General features: G+C 68.8%; 16 protein-coding genes and 1 pseudogene. 12 read left to right on the top strand and 5 right to left on the bottom strand.

Annotated features, from left to right (window positions below):
- Positions 1-34 precede the first annotated feature (34 nt).
- Entirely contained in the window at positions 35-1,117 is a 1,083-nt protein-coding gene (locus A7U43_RS13525) for an adenylate/guanylate cyclase domain-containing protein (RefSeq protein WP_067995943.1), read from the top strand.
- Positions 1,118-1,127: 10 nt separating this feature from the next.
- Positions 1,128-2,642, top strand: a complete 1,515-nt coding sequence (locus tag A7U43_RS13520; RefSeq protein ID WP_068002644.1) for a leucyl aminopeptidase — start codon at positions 1,128-1,130, stop codon at positions 2,640-2,642.
- On the opposite strand, the gene A7U43_RS13515 is transcribed toward A7U43_RS13520, so the two are convergent.
- Entirely contained in the window at positions 2,639-4,405 is a 1,767-nt protein-coding gene (locus A7U43_RS13515; RefSeq protein WP_068002641.1) for an SDR family oxidoreductase, read from the bottom strand. The two genes, A7U43_RS13520 and A7U43_RS13515, sit on opposite strands and share 4 nt — an antisense overlap.
- 2 nt (positions 4,406-4,407) lie before the next feature.
- The gene (locus tag A7U43_RS13510) at positions 4,408-4,764 is read right to left on the bottom strand and encodes an oxidoreductase (protein ID WP_067995940.1); all 357 of its coding nucleotides are present in this window, start codon (positions 4,762-4,764) and stop codon (positions 4,408-4,410) included.
- A gap of 144 nt (positions 4,765-4,908) precedes the next feature.
- Here A7U43_RS13510 and sucB point away from each other — a divergent pair, with 144 nt between their 5' ends.
- The 6 genes and pseudogenes from sucB to A7U43_RS13480 all read left to right on the top strand — a co-directional run bounded on the left by sucB (position 4,909) and on the right by A7U43_RS13480 (position 11,829).
- Positions 4,909-6,660 carry a 2-oxoglutarate dehydrogenase, E2 component, dihydrolipoamide succinyltransferase gene (gene sucB, locus A7U43_RS13505; protein ID WP_067995936.1) on the top strand — a complete coding sequence of 584 codons (1,752 nt, stop codon included), beginning with the start codon at positions 4,909-4,911 and terminating at the stop codon, positions 6,658-6,660.
- Positions 6,661-6,663: 3 nt separating this feature from the next.
- Positions 6,664-7,575 carry a TIGR01777 family oxidoreductase gene (locus tag A7U43_RS13500; protein ID WP_067995933.1) on the top strand — a complete coding sequence of 304 codons (912 nt, stop codon included), beginning with the start codon at positions 6,664-6,666 and terminating at the stop codon, positions 7,573-7,575.
- A gap of 10 nt (positions 7,576-7,585) precedes the next feature.
- Positions 7,586-8,242 carry a lipoyl(octanoyl) transferase LipB gene (gene lipB / locus A7U43_RS13495; RefSeq protein ID WP_067995923.1) on the top strand — a complete coding sequence of 219 codons (657 nt, stop codon included), beginning with the start codon at positions 7,586-7,588 and terminating at the stop codon, positions 8,240-8,242.
- Positions 8,239-9,183, top strand: a complete 945-nt coding sequence (gene lipA / locus A7U43_RS13490; RefSeq protein ID WP_067995920.1) for a lipoyl synthase — start codon at positions 8,239-8,241, stop codon at positions 9,181-9,183. The genes lipB and lipA overlap by 4 nt, the downstream gene beginning before the upstream one ends.
- 4 nt (positions 9,184-9,187) lie before the next feature.
- Positions 9,188-9,940: a DUF4191 domain-containing protein gene (locus tag A7U43_RS13485; RefSeq protein WP_067995918.1), complete on the top strand. Its 753-nt coding sequence runs from the start codon at positions 9,188-9,190 to the stop codon at positions 9,938-9,940.
- Positions 9,941-10,004: 64 nt separating this feature from the next.
- A pseudogene (locus A7U43_RS13480) lies at positions 10,005-11,829 on the top strand (amidohydrolase).
- Positions 11,830-11,857: 28 nt separating this feature from the next.
- Here A7U43_RS13480 and A7U43_RS13475 read toward each other — a convergent pair.
- Positions 11,858-12,325, bottom strand: coding sequence for an RDD family protein (locus tag A7U43_RS13475; RefSeq protein ID WP_068002638.1), 468 nt, complete (start codon positions 12,323-12,325; stop codon positions 11,858-11,860).
- Positions 12,326-12,451: 126 nt separating this feature from the next.
- On the opposite strand from A7U43_RS13475, the gene glnA reads away from it, so the two are divergent.
- From glnA to A7U43_RS13460, 3 genes are all read left to right on the top strand, one after another.
- On the top strand, positions 12,452-13,888 hold the full coding sequence (gene glnA, locus A7U43_RS13470) for a type I glutamate--ammonia ligase (protein WP_067995915.1): 1,437 nt from the start codon (positions 12,452-12,454) through the stop codon (positions 13,886-13,888).
- A 206-nt stretch (positions 13,889-14,094) separates the two neighbouring features.
- Positions 14,095-14,520, top strand: coding sequence for a DoxX family protein (locus A7U43_RS13465; protein WP_067995911.1), 426 nt, complete (start codon positions 14,095-14,097; stop codon positions 14,518-14,520).
- A gap of 33 nt (positions 14,521-14,553) precedes the next feature.
- On the top strand, positions 14,554-14,970 hold the full coding sequence (locus A7U43_RS13460) for a DoxX family protein (RefSeq protein ID WP_067995909.1): 417 nt from the start codon (positions 14,554-14,556) through the stop codon (positions 14,968-14,970).
- On the opposite strand, the gene A7U43_RS13455 is transcribed toward A7U43_RS13460, so the two are convergent.
- On the bottom strand, positions 14,967-15,596 hold the full coding sequence (locus A7U43_RS13455) for a PaaI family thioesterase (protein ID WP_067995907.1): 630 nt from the start codon (positions 15,594-15,596) through the stop codon (positions 14,967-14,969). The genes A7U43_RS13460 and A7U43_RS13455 overlap by 4 nt on opposite strands.
- Before the next feature lie 148 nt (positions 15,597-15,744).
- Here A7U43_RS13455 and A7U43_RS13440 point away from each other — a divergent pair, with 148 nt between their 5' ends.
- On the top strand, positions 15,745-20,475 hold the full coding sequence (locus A7U43_RS13440; protein WP_156525906.1) for an Ig-like domain-containing protein: 4,731 nt from the start codon (positions 15,745-15,747) through the stop codon (positions 20,473-20,475).
- A 35-nt stretch (positions 20,476-20,510) separates the two neighbouring features.
- Here the strand turns inward: A7U43_RS13440 and A7U43_RS13435 are convergent, their stop codons facing one another.
- Positions 20,511-23,471 (bottom strand): bifunctional [glutamine synthetase] adenylyltransferase/[glutamine synthetase]-adenylyl-L-tyrosine phosphorylase, encoded by a 2,961-nt coding sequence (locus A7U43_RS13435; RefSeq protein ID WP_067995887.1) that lies wholly within the window; start codon positions 23,469-23,471, stop codon positions 20,511-20,513.
- Positions 23,472-23,474: the final 3 nt, after the last annotated feature.

Genomic DNA, 23,474 nt, shown 5'->3' with positions numbered 1-23,474 from the left:
TAATGCTGGGCTCGCTGCTGGCACACTGGCCCCGATGGTGGATTTCGACGCGCTGCAGGCCGCCGGGATCGCCGACGCGCGCGACCGGGCTGCGCTGATCGAGTACCTGGCCGGGCTCGGCTTCAGCGCCGAGGAGATGGTCGACGCCGAGCGGCGCGGGCGACTCTTCGGCCTGGCCGGTGACGCGATCCAGCTGACCGGCCCACCCGTGCACAGCCTGACGACCGCGGCGCAGGCGCTCGGGCTTGCGGTCCCCGACGTGGCGCGGGCGTGGGCTGCACTCGGTCTCACCGTCGCCGGGCCGGAGGAGATCGCACTCAGCCAGGCCGATGTGGACGGGTTGGCCACCTGGGCCGATATGCGCGCCGTCCTCGGCGACGAGGCCGCCACCGCGCTGCTGCGGGTGCTGGGCTCGGGCATGGCGAGGCTCTCCGAGGCGGTGGCCTCGATGATCCGCGCCGGCACCCCGGATATCCAGATCGAGCAATCGCACGACGAGTACCGCACGGCCAGGGCCTACCGCGCCGCTGCGGAGTTCGTCCCGCGACTCGGCGCCCTGATGGATGCCGTGCACCGCCATCACCTGCGGACCACCCGGCTGTACTTCGAGAAGGTGGCCCGGGCGGATCCGGCGACGGTGGTGTGCGGTGTCGGATTCGCCGATCTGTCCGGGTTCACCTCACTGACCCAGACCCTGGCCATCCCGGAACTGACCGCGTTGCTCAACGAATTCAGCTCCGCCGCAGCCGATGTCATCCATTCCGCGGGCGGACGGCTGGTGAAGTTCATCGGCGACGAGGTGATGTGGGTGACGCCGGGACCCGAGCCACTGGTGCGCATCGCCGAGCAGATCGTCGGGCACCCACGCGCGGCCGAGGCCGGCCTGCCGATCCGGGCCGGACTGGACCACGGCACGGTGCTGACATTCGGTGGGGATTACTTCGGCAACCCGGTGAACCGGGCGGCCCGCCTGGTCGCCGCCGCGGCACCCGGACAGATCCTGCTCTCGGAATCGGTGCACGCGTTGACACCGGGCAGGGCGACCGGCGCCGCGGTGCCGCTCCGGCTGAAGGGCTTCGACGAGCCGGTCGACGCGTACCCGCTGATTCCTGTCTAGGGTTGTGCGGGTGAGCAGCGCACCCGGATACCAGGCCCCCACCGTCACCGTCAGCTCGTCCCTGCCCGGCAGGGGCGTCGCCGAAGCCGTGCTGGTGCTCCCAGTGGTCACCGGCGATACCGGCCCGAGAACCGTCGGGGTGGACGCGGTGCTCGACGCCGAGGCCGTCGACGCCATCGAGTCCGCGCTCTCGGCGCTGAACGCGACCGGCGCCGAGGGGCAGCTGCACCGGCTGGTGATCGCCGGGCTGCCGGTGGCCAGCGTGTTGACCGTCGGCCTCGGTGACGCGGGCGGCGAGTGGCCGGCCGACACGATCCGCCGCGCCGCGGGGGCCGCGGCCCGCGCGCTGGACAAGGTCGGCACCGTCGTCACCGCACTGTCGGTCCTGGATCTGGAGGCCGCCCTCGAGGGCCTGATCCTGGGCGGCTACCGGTTCACCGATTTCCGCAGCGACAAGACCGCACCCAAGGACAAGGGTCTGACCAAGATCGTCGCACTGGCATCCGACGCGAAGGCCGCCACCAAGGCCGCCGCCGCCCGCGCCGTCGACGTCGCTTCCGCGGTCGCGACCGCCCGTGATTTCGTCAACACCCCGCCGAGTCATCTCTTCCCGGCCGAATTCGCCAAGCAGGCAAAGGCATTGGGCGAGGCCGCCGGCCTGGAGGTCGAGGTGCTCGACGACAAGGCTCTGACCCGGGCCGGCTACGGCGGCATCGTCGGGGTCGGCAAGGGATCGTCGCGGTTGCCGCGGCTGGTCCGGCTGACCTACCGGGGCGCCAAGCGGGGCGGCAAGACGGTCGCGCTGGTCGGCAAGGGCGTCACCTTCGACACCGGCGGCATCTCCATCAAACCGGCCGCGAACATGCACCACATGACCTCCGATATGGGTGGTGCGGCCGCCGTCATCGCCACGGTGGTGCTGGCCGCCCGGCAGAAGCTGCCCATCGATGTCATCGCCACCGTGCCGATGGCCGAGAACATGCCGTCGGCCACCGCGCAGCGCCCCGGTGACGTGCTGACCCAGTACGGCGGAATCACCGTCGAGGTGCTCAACACCGATGCCGAGGGGCGGTTGATCCTGGCCGATGCGATCGTGCGGGCCTGCGAGGACAATCCGGACTACCTGATCGAGACCTCCACGCTGACCGGTGCGCAGACGGTGGCGCTGGGGGCCCGCACCCCGGGCGTGATGGGCAGCGACGAGTTCCGCGACCGGGTGGCCCGGTTGTCCCAGGCGGTCGGCGAGAACGGCTGGGCCATGCCACTTCCCGAAGAGTTGAAGGACGATCTGAAGTCGACGGTCGCCGACCTGGCCAACGTCAGTTCCTCGCGCTACGCGGGGATGCTGGTGGCCGGGGTGTACCTGCGGGAGTTCGTCGCCGAGGATGTGGCGTGGGCGCATATCGACATCGCCGCGCCGGCCTACAACACCGGCGGTCCGTGGGGTTACACCCCCAAGGGCGGCACCGGTGTCCCGACCCGGACCATGTTCGCCGTGCTGGAGGACATCGCGGCCAACGGCTAGCCCAGGTTGGCTCGCGCGGTGCTGCGCATCACCTGCGGCAGCGCATGGGCCACCCCGTAGACCAGGTAGGCCTCCGGGGTCACCGGTCGGACCGGGGTGTTGTTCTGCACTGCCGACACGATGGCCTTGGCCACCTTCTCCGGGCCGTAGCGCCGCAGCGCGAAGCCCTTCTTGATCTGTGCCCGCAGCGTCTCCACCTCGGAACGCTTGTGGGTCGGCACGTCGAAGCGGGTGCCGTCGATGATGTTGGTGTCGATGACACCGGGGCACACCGTGGTGAGCCCGATCCCCGCCGAATCGAGCTCGGCGCGTAGGCAGTCGGAGAACATGAACACCGCGGCCTTGCTGGTGGCGTAGGCGTTCATCGCCTGGGTCGGTGAGTACGCGGCCATCGACGCGACGTTGACGATGTGCCCGCCCATGCCGCGCGCCACCATCCGGGCCCCGAAGGCCCGGCAGCAGTTCACCACCCCACCGAAGTTGATGTCCAGCACCCGGTCGTACTGGTCGGCCGGGGTGTCCAGGAACAGCCCGGCGTGCCCGACACCGGCATTGTTGACCAGCACATCGGGCACCCCGTGCGTTGCGCACACCTGCTCGGCGAACCGTTGCACCGCGTCGGCGTCGGCCACGTCGAGGCGGTAGGCGTGTGCGGTCCCGCCCCCGGCGGTGATCTCGGCGGCCGTTGCCGCCGCCGCGTTCTCGTCGATATCGCTCACCACGATCTCCGCGCCGTGCGCGGCGAAGGCCAGCGCCGTGGCGCGCCCGATCCCGCTGCCCGCGCCGGTCACCGACACCAGCTGATCTCCGAACGGGGCGCGCTCGACTCCCACCTCGGCGCGGGCGAGTTCCCGGCTCGCCGGCGCACCACCGAGATGGTCGACGAGTTCGGTGACGGCACGGGCCAGCTGGGCCGGGTGCGACATCGGCGCCCAGTGCCCGGCGATCAGGTCGCGACGCCACAGCCGCGCCGCCCAGTTCGGGATGTCGGCGTACGAGTAGGACCGCACGTAGGGGTCGCGGGTGTTCACGATCAGCTGAACCGGGACGTCGACGCGATGATCGGTCCGGGCGTGGCGCAGGCCGGGAAAGAAGTTCGCCCGGTACACCTTCATGCTGTTGACGGCATCGCCGACGAGCGCGCGGGAATGGTGGATGTTATCGGGGGCGATGCCGTCCGCGAGCAACCGGCGCCGCATCCCGCCGCGCGCGAACGCAACCCGCACGGCCGCCGGCGCGAGCACCGGCGTCGAGAACGCGGCCATGTAGGACAACCGGCCGAGCTGGCCGAGGGAGCGCAGGAATCGGCGCGGCCGGTAGGGCCGCTTGAGTCCGTCGATGACGAAGCGATTGATGTGGTCGCCGCTGGGCCCGGACACCGACGTGAACGAGGCCACCACATCCGCCGAGCCGGGCCGGGCCAGGTACTCCCACACCCCGACCGAACCCCAGTCGTGAGCCAACACGTGCACGGGCCGGCCCCCGCCGACCGCCCTGGCCACCGCGTCGAAATCGTCGGCGAACCGCGCCATGGTGTAGCTCGAATGGTGTTGGGGCACCGCAGATTTTCCGACGCCACGATTGTCGTACCGGATCACCCGGTAGCCCTCGGCGAGCAGCGGGGCGACGCCGTCCCACAGCACGTGGGAGTCCGGCCAGCCGTGCACCAGCACCACCGTCGGCCCGTCCGGATCGCCCTGCTCGTAGACCGCGATGCGGGTCCCGTCGGCACTGTCGACGAACCGTTCGGTGGTCTCGGTCATGGTCACCCTTCGAGGTCTCGGCGCAGCGCGCGGTCGCGTTCGATGCGGCGACGCGCATCGTAATCGCGCATGCGCTGTGGATAGCCCACTTTCTGCACGTCGTAGACCGGGATGTCGAGCTGTTTGCTCAGCCGGCGCGCCCCGGCGTCGCCGCCGGTGCGCCGCCGCGTCCACTCGCCGTCGGCGGCCACCAGCACCACGGTGACCTCGGTGACGGTGGTCTGGGGCTCCACGAAGGCCTCGACCCCGGTGTGGGTGGCCACCCAGTCACGCAGGTAGGCCAGATCGGCGGAAGTTTGTTTGCGGGTCTGCGCTCGCGATCCGCCACGCGGACGCCGCCACCTGTCGAACAGTCCCAACTGGGGTTACTCCTCTCGGACACCTCCTTCGATGGTGCCAGAGCATCGAGTCGGCGGTCCGCGACGACCACACGCGACGGACATGACAGGATAGAAGGGCACCCCATTCCACACGTGACGATGACTTTCGAGGAGTCAAAACCCATGGCAATCTCCGTCCAGATGCCCGCACTCGGTGAGAGCGTCACCGAGGGGACCGTCACGCGATGGCTCAAGCAGGAGGGCGACACCGTCGCCGTCGACGAACCACTGCTCGAGGTCAGTACCGACAAGGTCGACACCGAGATCCCGTCGCCCGCCGCCGGTGTACTCACCAAGATCATCGCGGCCGAGGATGACGTCGTCGAGGTCGGTGGCGACCTCGCCCTGATCGGCGAGGAGGGTGAATCCACCGGCGACTCGGGCGATTCCGCACCCGCCGAGGAAGCCGAACCGGAACCCGAGCCGGCCGCCGAAGAAGAAGCCGAAGAAGAGGCGCCCGCCGCAGAGGCCGCGCCCGCGAAGCCCGCCGCCTCCGGTGGCGGCGATGCCACCTCGATCACCATGCCCGAACTCGGCGAGTCCGTCACCGAGGGCACCGTCACCCGCTGGCTGAAGAAGGTCGGCGACGAGGTCGCCGTCGACGAGGCGCTGGTCGAGGTGTCCACCGACAAGGTCGACACCGAGATCCCTTCGCCGGTTGCCGGCACCCTGCTGTCGATCACCGCCGAGGAAGACGATGTCGTCCCGGTCGGTGGCGAGCTGGCCAAGATCGGTTCCGCCGATGCCGCACCGGCTGCGAGCGAGCCCGAGCCCGAGCCGACTCCCAAAGAAGAACCGAAGGAAGAGCCGAAGGCCGAGGCCAAGCCCGAACCCAAGCCCGAACCCAAACCCGAACCCAAGCCGGAACCGAAGCCTGAGCCCAAGCCCGAACCCGCCCCCGCGGCGGCCGCCCCGAGCGAACCGGCGGGCGACGGTTCGCCGTACGTGACACCGCTGGTGCGCAAGCTGGCCTCCGAGAACGGGGTTGACCTGGCCTCGGTCACCGGCACCGGCGTCGGTGGCCGCATCCGCAAGCAGGACGTGCTCGCCGCCGCAGAGGCGAAGAAGGCACCGGCACCCGCCGCCGCACCGGCGGCGGCGTCCACCCCGGCCGCCCCGGCCAAGCCCGCGGCGGCGCCCGCGCTGGCCCACCTTCGCGGCACCACGCAGAAGGCCAACCGGATCCGCCAGATCACCGCCAAGAAGACCCGCGAGAGCCTGCAGACCACCGCCCAGCTGACCCAGACCCACGAGGTCGATCTGACCAAGATCGTGGCACTGCGCGCCAAGGCCAAGGCCAGCTTCGCCGAGCGCGAGGGCGTGAATCTGACGTTCCTGCCGTTCTTCGCGGTCGCCGTCGTCGACGCCCTCAAGGCGCACCCGAACGTCAACGCCAGCTACAACGAGGACACCAAGGAGATCACCTACTACGACGCCGAGCACCTCGGCTTCGCGGTGGACACCGAGCAGGGCCTGCTCTCCCCCGTCGTGCACAACGCCGGTGACCTGTCCCTGGGCGGGCTGGCCCGGGCGATCGCCGACATCGCGGCCCGCGCACGCTCGGGCAACCTCAAGCCCGACGAGCTGTCCGGCGGCACCTTCACCATCACCAACATCGGTAGCCAGGGCGCGCTGTTCGACACCCCGATCCTGGTCCCGCCGCAGGCGGCGATGCTGGGCACCGGCGCGATCGTCAAGCGCCCCCGGGTGGTCGTCGACGGCAACGGCAACGAGTCGATCGGCGTGCGGTCGGTGGCCTACCTGCCGCTGACCTACGACCATCGCCTGATCGACGGCGCCGACGCCGGCCGCTTCCTGACCACCGTCAAGCGTCGTCTCGAAGAGGGCGCATTCGAGGCCGATCTGGGGCTGTAGCCGATGGCGGGCATGGTCGTCGCAATCGCGGGATCCTCGGGTCTGATCGGCTCCGCTCTGACAACGGCGTTGCGCACCGCCGACCACCGGGTGATCCGGCTCGTGCGTCGCGGCCCGTCGAGCGCCGACGAGGTGTTCTGGAACCCGGACACCGGTGAGTTCGATATCGCCGCGTTGGCCGGGGTGGACGTGGTGGTCAACCTGTGCGGGGTGGGCGTCGGCGAGAAGCGCTGGTCGGGTGCGTTCAAGCAGAGCCTGCGTGACAGCCGGATCGGCCCCACCGAGGTGCTCGCCGCCGCGGTCGCCGACGCCGGGGTGCCCGTGCTGCTGAATGCCAGCGCGGTCGGCTACTACGGCGACACCCGCGACCGGGTGGTGGACGAGAACACCCCACACGGCACCGGTTTCCTGGCCCGGTTGTGCGTGGACTGGGAGGTCGCCACGGCGGCCGCCGCCGCTGCCGGAGCCCGGGTGGTGCTGCTGCGGACCGGGCTGGTGCTGTCCCCCAGCGGCGGCATGCTCGGCCGGTTGCGACCGCTGTTCGGGCTGGGCCTGGGCGCCCGCCTCGGCAACGGACGGCAGTACCTTCCCTGGATCAGCCTCGAGGATCAGGTGCGCGCGATGCTGTTCGCCATCTCGCACGGCGCGCTGTCCGGTGCGGTCAATGTCACCGGGCCGGCGCCGGTCACCAACGGCGAGTTCACCTCCGCCCTCGGACGTGCCCTGAACCGGCCGACGCCGATGATCGCGCCCGGCTTTGCACTGCGCGCCGTGCTCGGTGAGTTCGCCGACGAGGGCCTGCTCGGTGGCCAGCGGGCCATCCCGGCCGCACTCGAGCAGGCCGGTTTCGTGTTCCACCACACGACCGTGGGCGAGGCGCTGGCCTATGCCACCGCGGGTAGCCCGCCCGGGTAGCGTTGACAGGATGCAATCCATCCGGTCCTCCTCGGCTCCCCTGCAGATCAAGCTGCTGGGCACCGTCGACTACCGGGAGGCCTGGCAGCTACAGCGGGAGATCGCCACGGAGCGGGTGGCCGGCGGCCCCGACACGCTGCTGCTGCTGCAGCATCCACCGGTCTATACCGCGGGTAAGCGCACCCTGCCGGAGGAACGACCCGCCGACGGTGTCCCGGTGGTCGACACCGACCGCGGCGGCAAGATCACCTGGCACGGACCGGGCCAGCTGGTGGGCTATCCGATCATCGGGCTCGCCGAACCGCTGGACGTGGTGAATTTCGTGCGCCGCCTTGAGGAAGCGCTGATCACGGTGTGCGCCGACCTGGGGCTGGCGACCGGGCGGGTGGACGGTCGCTCGGGTGTCTGGGTGGATGGCACCCGCAAGGTGGGCGCGATCGGCATCCGGGTGGCCCGCGGGGTGACCCAGCACGGTTTCGCCCTGAACTGCGACTGCGACCTGGGCGCCTTCGGCGGCATCATCCCGTGCGGCATCGCCGACGCCGGGGTGACCTCGCTGACCGCTGAACTGGGCCGCGAGGTCGGAGTGAAAGATGTCACCACCGCGGTCGCGGACGCCGTCTCCGGCGTTCTGGACGGACAGATCCGCGTAGCATCGACGGCGTGAGTGTCGTCCCCGAAGGCCGTAAGCTGCTGCGCCTCGAGGTGCGCAACGCCGAGACCCCCATCGAACGCAAGCCCCCGTGGATCAAGACCACGCTGCGCACCGGCCCGGAGTACACCGAACTCAAATCGCTGGTGAAGCGCGAGGGCCTGCACACCGTGTGCGAGGAGGCGGGCTGCCCCAACATCTACGAATGCTGGGAAGACCGCGAGGCCACCTTCCTGATCGGCGGCGAACAGTGCACGCGGCGCTGCGACTTCTGCCAGATCGACACCGGCAAGCCCGCCGCACTCGACCGTGACGAGCCGCGCCGCGTCGCCGAGAGCGTGCAGGCGATGGGCCTGCGCTACTCGACGGTGACCGGGGTGGCCCGTGACGACCTGCCCGACGGCGGCGCCTGGCTCTACGCCGAGACCGTCCGCCAGATCCACGCGCTCAACCCGAACACCGGCGTCGAACTGCTGGCCCCGGACTTCAACGGCAACCCCGAGCAGCTCGAAGAGGTCTTCGAGTCACGCCCTGAGGTGTTCGCGCACAACGTCGAGACCGTGCCGCGCATCTTCAAGCGGATCCGGCCCGCCTTCCGCTACCAGCGCAGCCTCGACGTCATCACCGCCGCCCGCGATTTCGGTCTGGTCACCAAGAGCAACCTCATCCTGGGTATGGGCGAGACCCCCGACGAGGTGCGCACCGCCCTGGTCGACCTGCACGAAGCCGGCTGCGACATCGTCACCATCACCCAGTACCTGCGGCCGTCGGCGCGGCATCACCCGGTGGATCGCTGGGTCCATCCCGACGAATTCGTCGAGTTCACCACCTTCGCCGAGGGCATCGGATTCGCCGGTGTGCTGGCCGGTCCGCTGGTGCGGTCGTCCTACCGGGCGGGCCGGCTCTATGAGCAGGCGGCACGGGTGCGGGCATCCGCGGCACCACCCGTATCCTGATCCAATGGCGAAATCGCGTAACCCGGCCCAGACCAAGGCCGCCAAGGCCGAGGCGAAGGCCGCCCGCAAGGCGGCCTCCAAGCAGCGGCGCAGCCAGCTCTGGCAGGCATTCCAGATCCAGCGCAAAGAGGACAAGCGGCTGCTGCCCTACATGGTGGGCGCGTTCGTCGTCATCGTCGCGGCATCGGTGGCACTGGGCATCGTCGCCGGTGGCTTCACCACCTATCTGCTGATCCCGCTCGGCGTCATCCTCGGCGCCCTGGTCGCGTTCATCATCTTCGGCCGGCGCGCGCAGAAGTCGGTGTACAAGAAGGCCGAGGGCCAGACCGGCGCGGCGGCCTGGGCGCTGGACAACCTGCGCGGCAAATGGCGGGTCACCCCCGGTGTCGCGGCCACCGGACATTTCGATGCGGTGCACCGGGTGATCGGCCGTCCCGGGGTGCTGCTCGTCGGTGAAGGTGCGGCCTCGCGGGTGAAACCGCTGCTGGCCCAAGAGAAGAAACGCACCGCCCGCCTCGTCGGCGACGTGCCGATCTACGACATCATGGTCGGCAACGGCGAGGGCGAGGTTCCGCTGGCCAAGCTGGAGCGGCATCTGAACAAGCTGCCCGCCAACATCACCGTCAAGCAGATCGATTCGCTGGAGTCCCGCCTGGTGGCGCTGGGTTCCAAGATCGGGCCGGCGGCCATGCCCAAGGGCCCGATGCCGGGCAACGCCAAGATGCGCGGCGTGCAGCGCACCGTGCGCCGCAAATAGTCGCAACCGCAAAATTTCTCGTCCCGTCCTGTTTAGATGTCCCGCATGACATCCGGGCGGGCGCATGTGCACCGCGTGTGACTGGGCACCGCATTTCGCCGCACTGAATCCGACGCCGACCCGCCGTGCGCTGCTGCGCGCCGCCACCGCGGTGCTGGCGGCGACGGCCGTCGGGACGGTCGCGGCCTGTACCGACGGCTCGGCACCCGCGCCCACCCCGACATCGGCGCCCGGCGTGGATCCGGTCGCGGACTTCGTGTTCCACAACGGCCCGATCTACACCGTCACCGGCGCCGACCCCTGGGCACAGGGCCTGGCCGTCACCGGCAACACCATCTCCTATGTGGGCTCGCAAGCCGGCGCCATGGCGCTGGCCGGACCGCAGACCCGGGTGGTGGACCTGGGCGGCAAGCTGCTGATGCCCGGGTTCGTCGAGGGACACATCCATCCCTTCCTGGGAGCGTTCCTCACCTCCGGGGTAGACCTGCAGGTACCGACGGGCGCCGACGCGCTGGCCGCGATCGAGCGCTACGCGACGGACAACCCGACCGGCCCGGTGCGCGGATTCGGTTGGCGGGTGGACATGTTCGGCCCCGACGGACCGACGCGTGCCGACTTGGACCGGGTGCTCCCGGACCGGCCGGGGTTCTTCTTCGCCATCGACGGGCACAGCCTGTGGGCCAACAGCACGGCGCTCGACGCGGCCGGCATCACCCGCGACACCGCGGACCCGATCCCCGGGTTCAGTTACTACGTGCGCGACGAACATGGTGAGCCGACCGGCTACGTGCTGGAGGTCAACGCGGTTCTCGGTCTGGTCAACGCCATCGAGCCAATCACTCCCGAGACGATGGGCACCTTGCTGCGCAGCTGGCTGCCCAAGGCGTCGGCGGCCGGGATCACGTCGGTGTTCGACGCCGGCGTGCCACCCATCGGCGACGACCAGGCCGCGTTGATCCAGCTCTACTCCGACCGCGAGGCCGACGGCACCCTGCCGTTCCGCGTCGTCGCGTCCTACAGCGTGAAATCCCCACCGGTCGATACCGCCGTCGCGACGTTGCGCGACATCCGTCAACGGGTCTCGACCGACCTGGTCCAGGTCGGCGCGGTGAAGATCATCGGCGACGGCACGCAGGGCGGGTACACCGCCTGGTTGTTGGAACCCTATGCAGACAAACCGGATTCGATCGGGGCGTCACCGTTCACCGGCGACCAGTGGCGACAGCTGATCGGCGCGGTGGACGCCGCCGGTTTCGACGTGCACGTCCACGCCTGCGGCGAGCGCACCGCCCGCACCGCGTTGGACGCGATCGAGGCCGCGATCGAGGCGAATCCCGCACGCGACCGCAGGCACACCATCGCCCATCTGGTCTACGTCGAGGACCCCGACTCGGCCCGCTTCGGTGAGCTCGGTGTCATCGCACAGTTCTCCGCGAACTGGATGTCGGCGGATCCCGACACCGTCACGAACATGGCCGCGCGCTACGGCCGGCCACGGCAGGACCTCTTCTATCGCACCCGGGACGTACTGACGACGGGCGGGCGGATCTCGCTGGGCACCGATTGGCCTGCGGCAGGCTATTTCTCGACCTACAAACCGCTGGACTCGATCCAGATCGGCGTCACCCGGCAGTTGATCGGGCAGCCGGACGCACCGGTTTTGGCCCCGGCCGACCAGACGCTGACGGTCGCCGAGGCGGTGCACGCCAACACTCTGGGGGCGGCGTATCAGCTCCGCATGGAGGACAAGGTGGGCTCGCTGGAGGCCGGTAAGCGTGCCGACCTGATCGTGCTGGATCGCAACATCGGCGGACATCGACCCACACGATATCCACCGTGCGGTGGTCACCATGACGATGATGGACGGCAAGGTCCGCCAGGAGCGCTAACTGTGCCCGCTGCTCTTCGCGCGAGCGCTCACCGGCGCACCACGGCAGTCTTGGTCGCCAGGTCGGACAGGCTGCGCTGATCGCTGTCGGTGAACAGCGGCGGAATCACCAGCGCTACCAGCACACCCCGGGCCAGCGCCCGACCGATACCGACATGGCGGCGGTTGTCCACCGACACCACCATCAACCCGAGCGCCATCTGGCCGGGCGTGAAACCGAACAACCGGACCGAGGCGGCGCCCAACAGCAGCCAGATCAGCAGGACCGCGGTGGACAATGCCTGCAGCGACAGCAGCCCCAGGCTCATCGCGAGCGCGGCCAGTCCGTAGGCGATCAACCAGTCCACCAGCAGCGCAGCCGCGCGACGCCCGAATCCGGCGATCGAGCCCGGCCCGGTGCGGGGCAGTCCGAGCCGGTGCCCGGGGTACTCATCACCCACGCCACCCGAGCTTGTGGGTTCCGGTCCGGACAACCAGGATGAGATCTCGCGGGCCATGCCGACCAGCATAGGGCGGGCCGCTCAAGAGGCATTGCGTAACTTCGACGCAACATATGGTTGATGACCGTGCAACATCGTGTCCATAGCGTCAACGCGCGGGTCACCAGAAAAGGAGAACTTGTAGTGGCAGAAAAGACCTCCGATGACATCTTCAAGCTGATCAAGGACGAGAACGTCGAGTACGTCGACATTCGGTTCTGCGATCTGCCCGGTGTCGTCCAGCACTTCTCGATCCCGGCAGCGGCATTCGACGAGAGCGTGTTCGAGGACGGGCTGGCCTTCGACGGCTCCTCGGTGCGCGGCTTCCAGTCGATCCACGAGTCGGACATGATGTTGCTGCCGGATCCCAACACGGCACGCATCGATCCGTTCCGGGCGGCCAAGACGCTGAACCTGAGCTTCTTCGTGCACGATCCCTTCACCCGTGAGGCGTACTCGCGCGATCCGCGCAACGTCGCCCGCAAGGCGGAGAACTACCTCACCAGCACCGGCATCGCCGACACCTGCTACTTCGGTGCCGAGGCCGAGTTCTACATCTTCGATTCGGTGAGCTTCGACTCGAAGATCAACGGCACCTTCTACGAGGTCGACTCCGAGTCGGGCTGGTGGAACAGCGGCGAGCCCTATGAGGCCGACGGCTCCCCCAACCGCGGCTACAAGGTGCGGCCCAAGGGCGGCTACTTCCCCGTCGCTCCGTATGACCACTATGTGGACCTGCGCGACGAGATGGCCACCAACCTGCAGAACGCGGGCTTCGTCCTGGAGCGCGGCCACCACGAGGTCGGCACCGCCGGACAGGCCGAGATCAACTACAAGTTCGACACGCTGCTGGCCGCGGCCGACGATGTGCTGCTGTTCAAGTACATCATCAAGAACACCGCGTGGCAGAACGGCAAGACCGTCACCTTCATGCCCAAGCCGCTGTTCGGCGACAACGGTTCGGGCATGCACGCCCACCAGTCGCTGTGGAAGGACGGCAAGCCGCTGTTCCACGACGAGGCGGGCTACGCGGGTCTGTCGGACATGGCCCGCCACTACATCGGCGGCATCCTGCACCACGCGCCGTCGCTGCTGGCCTTCACCAACCCCACGGTGAACTCTTACAAGCGCCTGGTGCCGGGTTACGAGGCGCCGATCAACCTGGTGTACAGCCAGCGCAACCGCTCTGCCTGTGTCCGCATCCCGATCACCGGCAACAACCCGAAGGCCAAGCGCCTCGAGTTCCGTTGCCCGGACAGCTCGGGTAACCCGTACCTGGCGTTCGCGGCCATGCTGATGGCCGGTATCGACGGCATCAAGAAGAAGATCGAGCCGCTCGCCCCGGTCGACAAGGACCTCTACGAGCTGCCGCCGGACGAGGCCGCCAACATCCCGCAGGCCCCGACGTCTCTGGCCGCGGTGATCGACAAGCTCGAAGAGGACCACGAGTACCTCACCGAGGGTGGCGTGTTCACCGAGGACCTCATCGAGACCTGGATCTCCTACAAGCGTGAGAACGAGATCATGCCGATCCAGATCCGTCCGCACCCGTACGAGTTCAGCCTGTACTACGACGTCTAACCATTACGACGTCTGACCCGTAGGGTCCGCACCTGACGACGCCACCCGCGCCGCGATCGCCGAGTCGATTGTGGTGCGGGTGGTTTCGTCGGTACCGCTTACCGTGAACACATGTCACCCCGCGATCGATGGCGCGCACAACTGCTGCAGATTCCCGACACCGACACGCGGCAACGTGTCACCCTCGGTCGGTAGGGTTGCCAGACATGATCAACCTGTCCGCTCGCCTGGACGCGCTCGCACCGGCAGTGCTCAGTCTGCTCCGGGTCGTGTTCGGTTTCCTGTTCACCCTGTTCGGCACCTCGAAGATCTTCGACTGGCCGCTCACCATGTCCATCCCCGTCGGCTCCTGGCCGGCCTGGTACGCGGGGGTGATCGAGCTGGTGTGCGGCCTGCTCATCATGGTTGGGTTGTTCACCCGCGCAGCGGCATTCATCGCCTCCGGCGCGATGGCGGTGGCCTACTTCTGGCAACACCAACCGATGGGACTGTGGCCGATCGCGCCGCCGGAATACGGCGGTAACGGCGGGCTCGACGCGATCGCGTTCTGCTTCGTGTTCTTCCTGCTGGTATTCACCGGGCCCGGGCCCTTCTCCGTGGACAGACTGCGCACACGGACACCCGCGGGCTAGGAGATAAGCGGACCGTGGTCCTATTATGGACGCATGGCATCGTCTGACATCGACACCAAGCTGACGCAGTTCGCGCCCGTGGTCCTCTCGATCTTTCGGATCGTGTTCGGATTGCTCTTCACCCTGCACGGCACGCAGAAGCTGCTCGGGTTCCCCACCGCGATGCCCAGCGGCACCGTCCCGATGGGAACCTGGCCGTACTGGTACGCCGGGGTGATCGAACTGGTTCTCGGCCTGTTGATTCTGACCGGCCTGTTCACCCGCATCGCCGCCTTCGTCGCCTCCGGCGAGATGGCCTACGCCTACTTCAGCGCACACCTGCCGACGGCGTTCTGGCCCATCGACAACGGTGGCGAACCCGCCGTGCTGTTCTGTTTCGGCTTCCTGCTGCTGGTGTTCCTCGGCGGCGGTTCGATTGCACTGGACAGCGTGCTCCGGCGCAAAAGCTAGCCCGCTTCCCGCGCCCACGCGGGCATGATGAAAATGCCCTCGGCTTCCACCGTCACACCCTCGGCGTCCAGGATCTGCCCGCGGGCAAACGCTTTGATGCCTTCGGTGCGATCCACCCAGGCCTCGGCGCGCAGCGGTCCGAGCGGGGTGCCGCGCAGATACTTCAGCGTGAGCGTGCCGGTGAATCGGGGTTTGCGCAGGCCCTCGCTGGCCACCTCGCCGAGAATATGGTCGAGCACCAGCGCACAGATGCCGCCGTGCACCCGCCCGGGCGGGCCCTCATAGGGCGCACCCAGGGTAAATTCGGCCCAGCAGCGCCCCGACTCGGTGTGCTCGACGGTCAGCGGCGGCGCGATCGGGTTGCGTAGTCCGATCACCGGGTCGGCCCAGCTGATCGGCCGACCCGTCTCGGCGTGCCGCATGGTGCGAGGATCGTCGTGTCGCTGCTGCTCCAGCGTGTCCGCGATCTCTTCGAGCGCCCGTTGCGCCCGGCGAATCGTCTCGCAGTCGGCGCCGGTGCTGATGCTGGCCTCGACCAGCCGCCGCACGGCGGCCGTCAACGGGCCGTGCAAGGCGGCCCGACGGTCGTGCTCGTCGGCAGTGATCTCGGCGAACGGCTGGCTCATCGATCAGTTCTATCATTAGCCGGTCTATCAGTAGCCGGGTGCGCACCCAAACGCGCCATCGCCTCCGGTCGGAGCACCTTTTGTGGTCTACTTCCAGGCAGGTTGTCGTTGCCGTCAATTGACCGGCGTCGGAATGGAGGCGTGGGTCGTGAGGGACTCCAGGACAACGGGCTGCGCGCGCCACGTGGGCCGGGTCGGCGCACTGGCGGTGGCCCTGGGCATCGGCTCGGCGATCGCGGTCCCGGCACCGGTATGGGCCGACCCGGACACCGGCGGGTCCGGCACCGGCCAGGCCGACTCCAGCTCGGGCCCCTCGGACGGCTCGGGCACCTCGGACGGCTCAGCCACCTCTGATAGCTCGACTCAGGACCCGACCTCCGGTGCCACGCCGGCGGCCGACCCGACCCCCGCCGAACCGGATCCGCCGACCGCCGCGTCCGCGCCGACATCCGAGCGTCCCGCGCTGCGATCTGCGACGCCGAAGAAGAAGCCCCGCACCGTGGCCGGCCCACGGCGCACCGCCCGAATCGCGACCGCCCCGGTTCCCGAGGTGTCGGCGGAACCGGTGGCGCCGACGGTGCTGCGCGCCGCCGATCCCGCGCCCGTGACCACTCCGATGATCGCCGCGGCCACCGTGAGCAACCCCACGCCGCAGTCGGTCCCGGAACCGACACTGCCGACGCCGGCAAAGGTGATCAGCACCGTGCTGTCGGCCCTGGCCGCACCGTTGCACGGCAGCCGGTCCGGTGCGACCGTCGAGTTCCCCGGCCTGTGGGTACTGCTGGCCGCGGCTCGGCGTCAACTCGGTCTCTCCCCCGCTCCCACGGCGGCATCGGCACCGGCCGCCATGACCGTCGCCGCCGCCACCAATATCGCCCCGGTACTCGGCGACCCGGTGCTCGGCAACCCCGACCCGACCACGGGCGCGGTCAACGGACGCGTCGTGGCGACCGATCCCGAGGGCGCCAGGCTCACCTACGCGCTGCTCACCCGGCCCACCGAGGGCGGCCTGACATTCAGCTCCACCGGCGTGTTCACCTACACCCCGACCGCGGCCCAACGTGTCCGGGCCGGGCTGACCAGCATGCCCGACGCGGTGTTCACCGTGACGGTCAGTGACGGCACGACGGCCAAGGTCGTCGCGACGGTGGCCGTCCCCGTCGACCCGACGCCGGTTCAGCTGCTCGACCCGATACCCACCGGCGACCGGCCGGGTGCGGTGGCTGCCACCAATAGCCGTGCATACCTCGTGAATTCGGCCGCGGGAACCGTCACGGTCATCAACACCATCGACGGCACGGTCGTCTCGACGATTCCGGTCGGCACCAACCCGGTCGCGGTGGTGGTGAAGGCCGACGGCCGGACGGCCTACGTGGCCGATGCCGGGAACCGCTCCATCGCCGTGATCGACACCGCCACCAACACCGTGCGGCGCCAGATCGCGCTGCGCTTCACCCCGACCGCGCTGGCGATCAGCCCGTCCGGTGGCGCACTGTACATCGGCAATGCGACCGGCAAGATGGCCAAACTGAGCACCTCGACCAATCGCATTGCGGCCTGGATCGCCAACACCAGCGGTACGACATCGATGACCGTGAGCCCCAACGGCAAGCGCGTGTACGCGACCACACCCACCGGTATCGCCGTGTACACCACATCGTCGTGGACCAACTCCGCCAAACTCCTTGCCGGTACCGCCGATTCATCTGTCATCGCGGTCAGCCGGGATTCCGCGGCGGTCTACGCGGTGACCGGCGGCACCACGGTCAGGGTGTTGACGAGCACCGGGGCCGCGACCGGTACCGAGTTCCACACCGCCGGGGCCGTCACCGGGGCCACCGTCCACAAGGACGGCACCCTGCTGTTCCTGACCACCACCGACGGCGATCTGCAGGTGTACGACACCCGAACCCACACTCCGCAGACCACTCTGCACACCGCTGCCGGCGCCCTGGCCGCCAGTCCCGACGGTATGCAGCTGTATCTCACCGATGCCGCCGCCGGCGTCCTGCACGTGGTGTCCCTGGTGCCCGACAATCAGCGACCCGAGGTGGCGGCGCCGACCGGTACCGGCGACCCGGTCACCGGCAAGGTCACCGGGTCGACCGGGGTCACCGACGCCGACGGCGACCGGTTGACGATCACGGTGCTCACCAAGCCCTCCAAGGGCACCATCGCGTTCGGCCCCGATGGCACCTTCACCTACACCCCCACCGCTACCGCGCGACATCTCGCCGCCGCCGACACGGCCCCGCTGTCCGCGCTGACCGACACGGTCACCATCACCGTCGACGACGGACGGCGCGGCGTCGTCCAGCAGACCATCACCATCGCCATCGTTCCGGCCAATGTCGATCCCACGGTGAAAGTCACAATAGGGAAACCGAATTCGTCGACCGGTGTGATCACCGGCACCGTGAAGGCCACCGACGCCAACGGCGACCGCATTTACTACGACGGCACCACCGCCACCCTGAAGGGCACCCTCGTCGTCGGCGCCGATGGCCGGTTCACCTACACCCCCACCGCCACCGCCCGCCACGCCGCGGCCACCGCCGACCCGTCCGCGCGGACCGAGACCTTCACCATCACCGTCGACGACGGGCACGGGGGCGTGCTCGCCGTACCGGTGACCATGGCCATCAGTCCCCGCAACAGCGCCCCCACCGCCGCATCGATCACCGGTCTAGACACCGACTTCGCCACCGGGCGGGTCACCGGGGCGCTCAGCGTCACCGATGCCGACCTGGACCCGCTGCGCTTCACCGTCCCGACCGGCCCGACCCGCGGATCGGTGGTGCTTCATACCGACGGCACGTTCAGCTACACCCCGAGCGCCGCGGCCCGCGCGGCCGGCACCAGCACCGACTCGTTCACGGTGCGCATCGACGACGGACACGGCGCCACCCAGACCCTGGCGGTGTCGGTCACCGTAGCGGCGTCGGCACCCGGTGATGACCTGCCGGTGGCGGGCACCATCACCTACGCCACGAACTCGATCACCGGCGTGGTCACCGGCCAGATCCAGGTTTCCGACTCGTCGCCGCTGAGCTACCTGCTCGCCTCGGCGACACCCACCAGCGGCACCCTCACCGTCAACCAGGGCACCGGCGCGTTCGTCTTCACGCCGAATACCGTTGCGCGATACCGCGCCTGGTTCACCCCAGAGGAGGACACGCTGAGCTTCACGGTGTCCGCGCTGGACGGAACACATGGCATCCCGGTGGATGTCAGCGTCCCGATCTCGGCGGTGCACCCCGATGTCGACGGCACGCTGACCCTTGCCGAGCTGCGCAACCTGGCACTGACCGGCCATGTCGACATCGGCCGGAACAAGGAAGGCAAGATCCGCAATATCGACGGGACCTTCACCGTCGACACCGTGACCGACCCGACGTCCGCGGCGGCCCTCCTCAACCGGGTATCCACCCTGCTCGGGATACCCGCGGGTTTCGCGCGCGCCGGTGATATCACGGTGTCCACCAACGACTTCGGCTCGGTGTTCTACCGGCTCAGCCCGAAGATCAACGGACTGCGGGTGCTGGGCAGCGAACTGGTGCTCAGCACCGACAGCAGCGGCACGGTGACCGGACTGATCAGCAACTACGATCCGGCAATCACGGCGGTCAGCACCGTCCCGATCGGAACGGTGGACCGGGCATCCAAGGTCATCGACCTGCTCAAGGCCGATGTGGTATCCGATCTCGGCGGCAGCCCCAGCCAGGCGACCCGGGATGCCTTCCTCGCGACCCTGCACTTCGACACCGAATTGGTGTTCTACCACGAGGATCTGAACAATCCGCCGCAGCTGGCCTGGCACGTCCACGTCACCTCGGCGCCCGACAGCGCGTACCCCTCGGTGGGGGTGCGTTATATCGTCGCCGCCAACGGCACCAAACCCGGCGCGATCATCTCCGAATTCGCCAGCGCGCAGCACGCCCTGGCACCGGTGCGCTCGTCGGGCACCGATCAGCTGGGCAAGGTCCGCACGGTGATGGCCGCCAACACCGGGTCCTCGATCGTGCTGACCGACGCCGGCCGCAACATCACCACCTACGCGACCACCTACCAGAGCACCTGGTCCGGGCTGCCCAGCATTCCCGGCAGTGTGGTCGGGTACACGACGAGTTGGCTGCGCTCCGCGGTGTCGGCTCAGGCGAACATGATCCGGGTCTTCGACTACTACACAGACGTGTTGGGGCGGAACTCGTTCGACGACAACGGTGCCGAGATCAAGATGAGCATCGACTACAACCCCGGTGGGGTGTCGGCCAGTGGCTGGCGCAATGCCGCGTGGACCGGTTCGGTGATGGTGTTCGGCGACGCCGGAAGCACCCAGGCCGCGCTGGACCTGGTGGCCCACGAATACACCCACGCCGTCGTCCAGTACGTCAACGGTCTGGCCTATCTGGGTGAATCCGGCGCCATGAACGAATCCTATGCCGACATCATGGGCGCCCTCATCGAGAACAAGACCGGCACGGCCCGTTGGCTTTTCGCCGAAGACGCCTACGGAAATCCGTACCGCAACATGGCCGACCCATCGGACTACCGCCAGCCCGAGCACTACGGCAACCTCCTGGTCGACCCGTGCGGCTGCAACGCCAACGACGACTTCGACTACGTGCACAGCAACAGCGGGATCATGAACTTCGCCGCCTACCAGATGATGGAGGCGACCCGCGATCAGGTGTCGGGCGAGCAGTGGGCCCGGGTGTTCTATGACTCGCTGTACCGGCTGCCGTCCACCGCGAAATTCGTCGATGCCCGGTACGCCATCATCTCCTCGGCACGAGCCCAGGGCTTGGGCAGCGCCCAGATCGAGGCGATCAAGACGGCATTCGACGCGGTGGGGATCCGCGCCGACGAACCGGCCTGATTCTCAGAGCCGGACAGGTTCAGCGCCCGACAGGTTCAGCCCCCGAAGACGTTGAGCACCACGGCCTTCGCCCGACGCGTCACCCGCAGGTAGTTGTCCAGGAATTCGCCGCCGTCGCCACCTGCCCAGCCGGCCGCCGCGGCAACGGCATTGAGCTGCCGCCCGGGGCCGGGCAGTTGATCGGTCGGTTTACCCCGGACCAGCACCAGTGCATTGCGCGCTCTCGTCGCGGTGAGCCACGCCTCCCGCAGCTGCGCGACATCGCCCTCGGCAACGAGTTCGGCAGCACCGATGGCGTCCAGCGTCTCCAGTGTGGAGGTGTTGTGCAGCGATGGAATCTTGTGTCCGTAGCGCAGTTGCAGCAGCTGCACGGTCCATTCGATATCGGCCAGCCCGCCGCGCCCCAGCTTGGTGTGCGTGTTGGGGTCCGCACCGCGCGGCAGCCGTTCGGCGTCGACGCGGGCCTTGACACGGCGGATCTCCTGCACGGTCTCGGCGGATACCCCGCCCGCCGGATAGCGTGTCTTGTCGGCCATCAGCAGGAACCGCTCCCCGAGGTCGGCGTCGCCGGCCACCCGGTGCGCGCGCAGCAGGGCCTGAATCTCCCAGGGCTGCGCCCATTGCGCGTAGTACGCCTCGTAGGAGGACAGCGTCCGCACCAGCGGCCCGTTGCGCCCCTCCGGGCGCAACCCGATGTCGACCTCCAGAGGTGGGTCGGCGCTGGGAGTTCCGAGCAGGGCCCGTACCTGTTCGGCAACGGTCACCGCCCATTTCACCGCGACCGACTCCTCGACCCCGGCGTTCGGCTCGCAGACGAACATGACGTCGGCGTCGGACCCGTAGCCCAGTTCGCGGCCGCCGAGACGGCCCATCCCGATCACCGCGATACGGGCCGGCGGGCCGGCCTCGGGTGCTTTGTCCCTGATCACCACGTTCAGGGCGGCCTCCAGCACCGCTACCCAGATCGATGTCAGGGCGCGGCACACATCGGTGACCTCAAGCATTCCCAGCAGATCCGCCGACGCGACCCTGGCCAGCTCCTGGCGGCGCAACGTGCGCGCCGCGGCGATCGCACGGGCGGGATCCTGGTGCCGCCCAGCCGATGCGACCAGCGCCCGCCCGACCGTGTCGGGGTCGACCTCCAGCAGCTTCGGGCCCTGCGGACCGTCGGCGTACAGCTGGATGACCTCCGGTGCCTTCATCAGCAGATCGGGGATGTAGGCCGAGGTGCCGAGCACCCGCATCAGCCGTTTGGCGACCGCACCCTCATCGCGCAGCGTGGCCAGATACCAGCGCAGGTCCCCCAGTTCCTCGCTGATGCGGCGATAGGACAACAGGCCGGCATCCGGATCGGGGGTGTCGGACAGCCAGTCCAGCAGGGTGGGCAACAGCACCTGCTGCACCCGGCCCCGCCTGCCGCCCTCGCTGGCCAGCGCGGCCAGATGGGTCAGTGCGCTCTGCGGCCCCTCGTATCCCAGTGCGGCAAGCTGGCGTTCGGCGGCCTCGGTCGACATGCCGTCTGAGAACCCGGGCTTGCCCACCGATTCCAGCAGTGGCTGGTAGAACAGCTTGGCGTGCAGCCGCGATACCCGCAGGCTTTGCCGCTTGAGTTCCTGGCGCAGCACGCCGAGTGCATCGTGCTGACCGTCGGGACGCATATGCGCGGCCCGGGCCAGCCACCGCATCCCCTCCTCGTCGTCGGACTCGGGCAGCATGTGCGTGCGTTTGAGGCGCTGCAACTGCAGGCGGTGTTCGAGCAGGCGCAGGAACTCATACGACGCGGTGAGGTTGGCCGCATCGTCGCGGCCGACGTAACCGCCCGCGCTCAGCGCGGCCAGCGCGTCGACCGTCGAGGCCACGTGCAGCGCCTCGTCGTTGCGGCCGTGCACCAATTGCAGGAGCTGCACCGCGAATTCGACGTCACGCAATCCGCCGGTACCGAGCTTGATCTCACGGGCCCGTACCCCGGCGGGCACCAGTTCCTCGACGCGCCGGCGCATGGCCTGCACCTCGACGACGAAATCCTCACGCTCGCAGGCAGTCCACACCATCGGCATCAGCGCCTCGATGTAGCGGACCCCGAGGTCGGGATCACCCGCGGCCGGTCGCGCCTTGAGCAGGGCCTGGAACTCCCAGGTCTTGGCCCACCGCTCGTAGTAGGCGACGTGCGATTCCAGGGTGCGCACCAGCTGCCCCTGTTTACCCTCCGGGCGCAGCGCGGCGTCCACCTCGAAGAAGGTGTCTCCGGCGAATCGCATCATCTCGCCGGCCACCCGGGTGGTGATGGCGTCCGCCTTCTCCACCACGAAGATGATGTCGACATCGCTGACATAGTTCAGTTCGCGGGCGCCGCATTTACCCATGGCGATCACCGAGATCACCGGTGCGGGAGTGCCGTTCGGGCACACCGTCTTGACCGCGATGGTGAGCGCCGCGGCCAGCGCGGCGTCGGCCAAATCCGACAGGTGCGCGCCGATGGCGCTGAATTGCAGTACCGGTTCGTTCTCGACGGTGGGTGCCATGTCGAGGGCGGCCAGTACCATCAAGCGGTCCCGGTAGAGCGCCTTCAAGGGCAGGCTGGCGGTGCGCGGGTCGGCGACATTCTCGGCTTCGGTGACGAAGCTGTGGCGTAGCTCCTCGGCTGCGGGCAGCGTGACGGCACCGGCCAGCAGATGCCAGGACTGCGGGCGGGCCACCAGATGATCACCGAGTGCCAGGGACCCACCCAGCACCGAGAACAGACGTCCGCGCAGCGCCTTGTCCTTCAGCAGCGCCTGATTGAGTTCGGGCCAGTCGGACTCCAGCGCATCGGCGAGGCGCACCATGGCCCGCAGCGCCGCGTCCGCATCGGGTGCCCGCGACAACGACCACAGCAGTTCCACGTGGTCATCGGTGGTCCAGCCGAGCCTGCTCAGATCCTCCCGCGCGGTGAGTTCGACGAGGCCGAGCCGGCCCACACCGGGCAGTTTGGGGCGCTGTGTCGCGGGTTTGGCCACCCA

It is taken from the genome of Mycobacterium adipatum (assembly GCF_001644575.1).
Taxonomy (GTDB): Bacteria; Actinomycetota; Actinomycetes; order Mycobacteriales; family Mycobacteriaceae; genus Mycobacterium; species Mycobacterium adipatum.
The sequence above is the reverse complement of the archived record's forward strand: the minus strand, read 5'-3'. Positions and strand labels throughout refer to the sequence as shown.

Excerpts from the sequence above, each read along its gene's own strand:
- A7U43_RS13525 (WP_067995943.1), top strand. The coding sequence starts at position 35 with ATGGTGGATTTCGACGCGCTGCAGGCCGCCGGGATCGCCGACGCGCGC.
- sucB (WP_067995936.1), top strand. The coding sequence starts at position 4,909 with ATGGCAATCTCCGTCCAGATGCCCGCACTCGGTGAGAGCGTCACCGAG.
- A7U43_RS13515 (WP_068002641.1), bottom strand. The coding sequence starts at position 4,405 with ATGACCGAGACCACCGAACGGTTCGTCGACAGTGCCGACGGGACCCGC.
- lipB (WP_067995923.1), top strand. The coding sequence starts at position 7,586 with ATGCAATCCATCCGGTCCTCCTCGGCTCCCCTGCAGATCAAGCTGCTG.
- A7U43_RS13455 (WP_067995907.1), bottom strand. The coding sequence starts at position 15,596 with ATGAGCCAGCCGTTCGCCGAGATCACTGCCGACGAGCACGACCGTCGG.
- A7U43_RS13465 (WP_067995911.1), top strand. The coding sequence starts at position 14,095 with ATGATCAACCTGTCCGCTCGCCTGGACGCGCTCGCACCGGCAGTGCTC.
- A7U43_RS13500 (WP_067995933.1), top strand. The coding sequence starts at position 6,664 with ATGGCGGGCATGGTCGTCGCAATCGCGGGATCCTCGGGTCTGATCGGC.
- A7U43_RS13475 (WP_068002638.1), bottom strand. The coding sequence starts at position 12,325 with ATGGCCCGCGAGATCTCATCCTGGTTGTCCGGACCGGAACCCACAAGC.
- A7U43_RS13460 (WP_067995909.1), top strand. The coding sequence starts at position 14,554 with ATGGCATCGTCTGACATCGACACCAAGCTGACGCAGTTCGCGCCCGTG.
- A7U43_RS13485 (WP_067995918.1), top strand. The coding sequence starts at position 9,188 with ATGGCGAAATCGCGTAACCCGGCCCAGACCAAGGCCGCCAAGGCCGAG.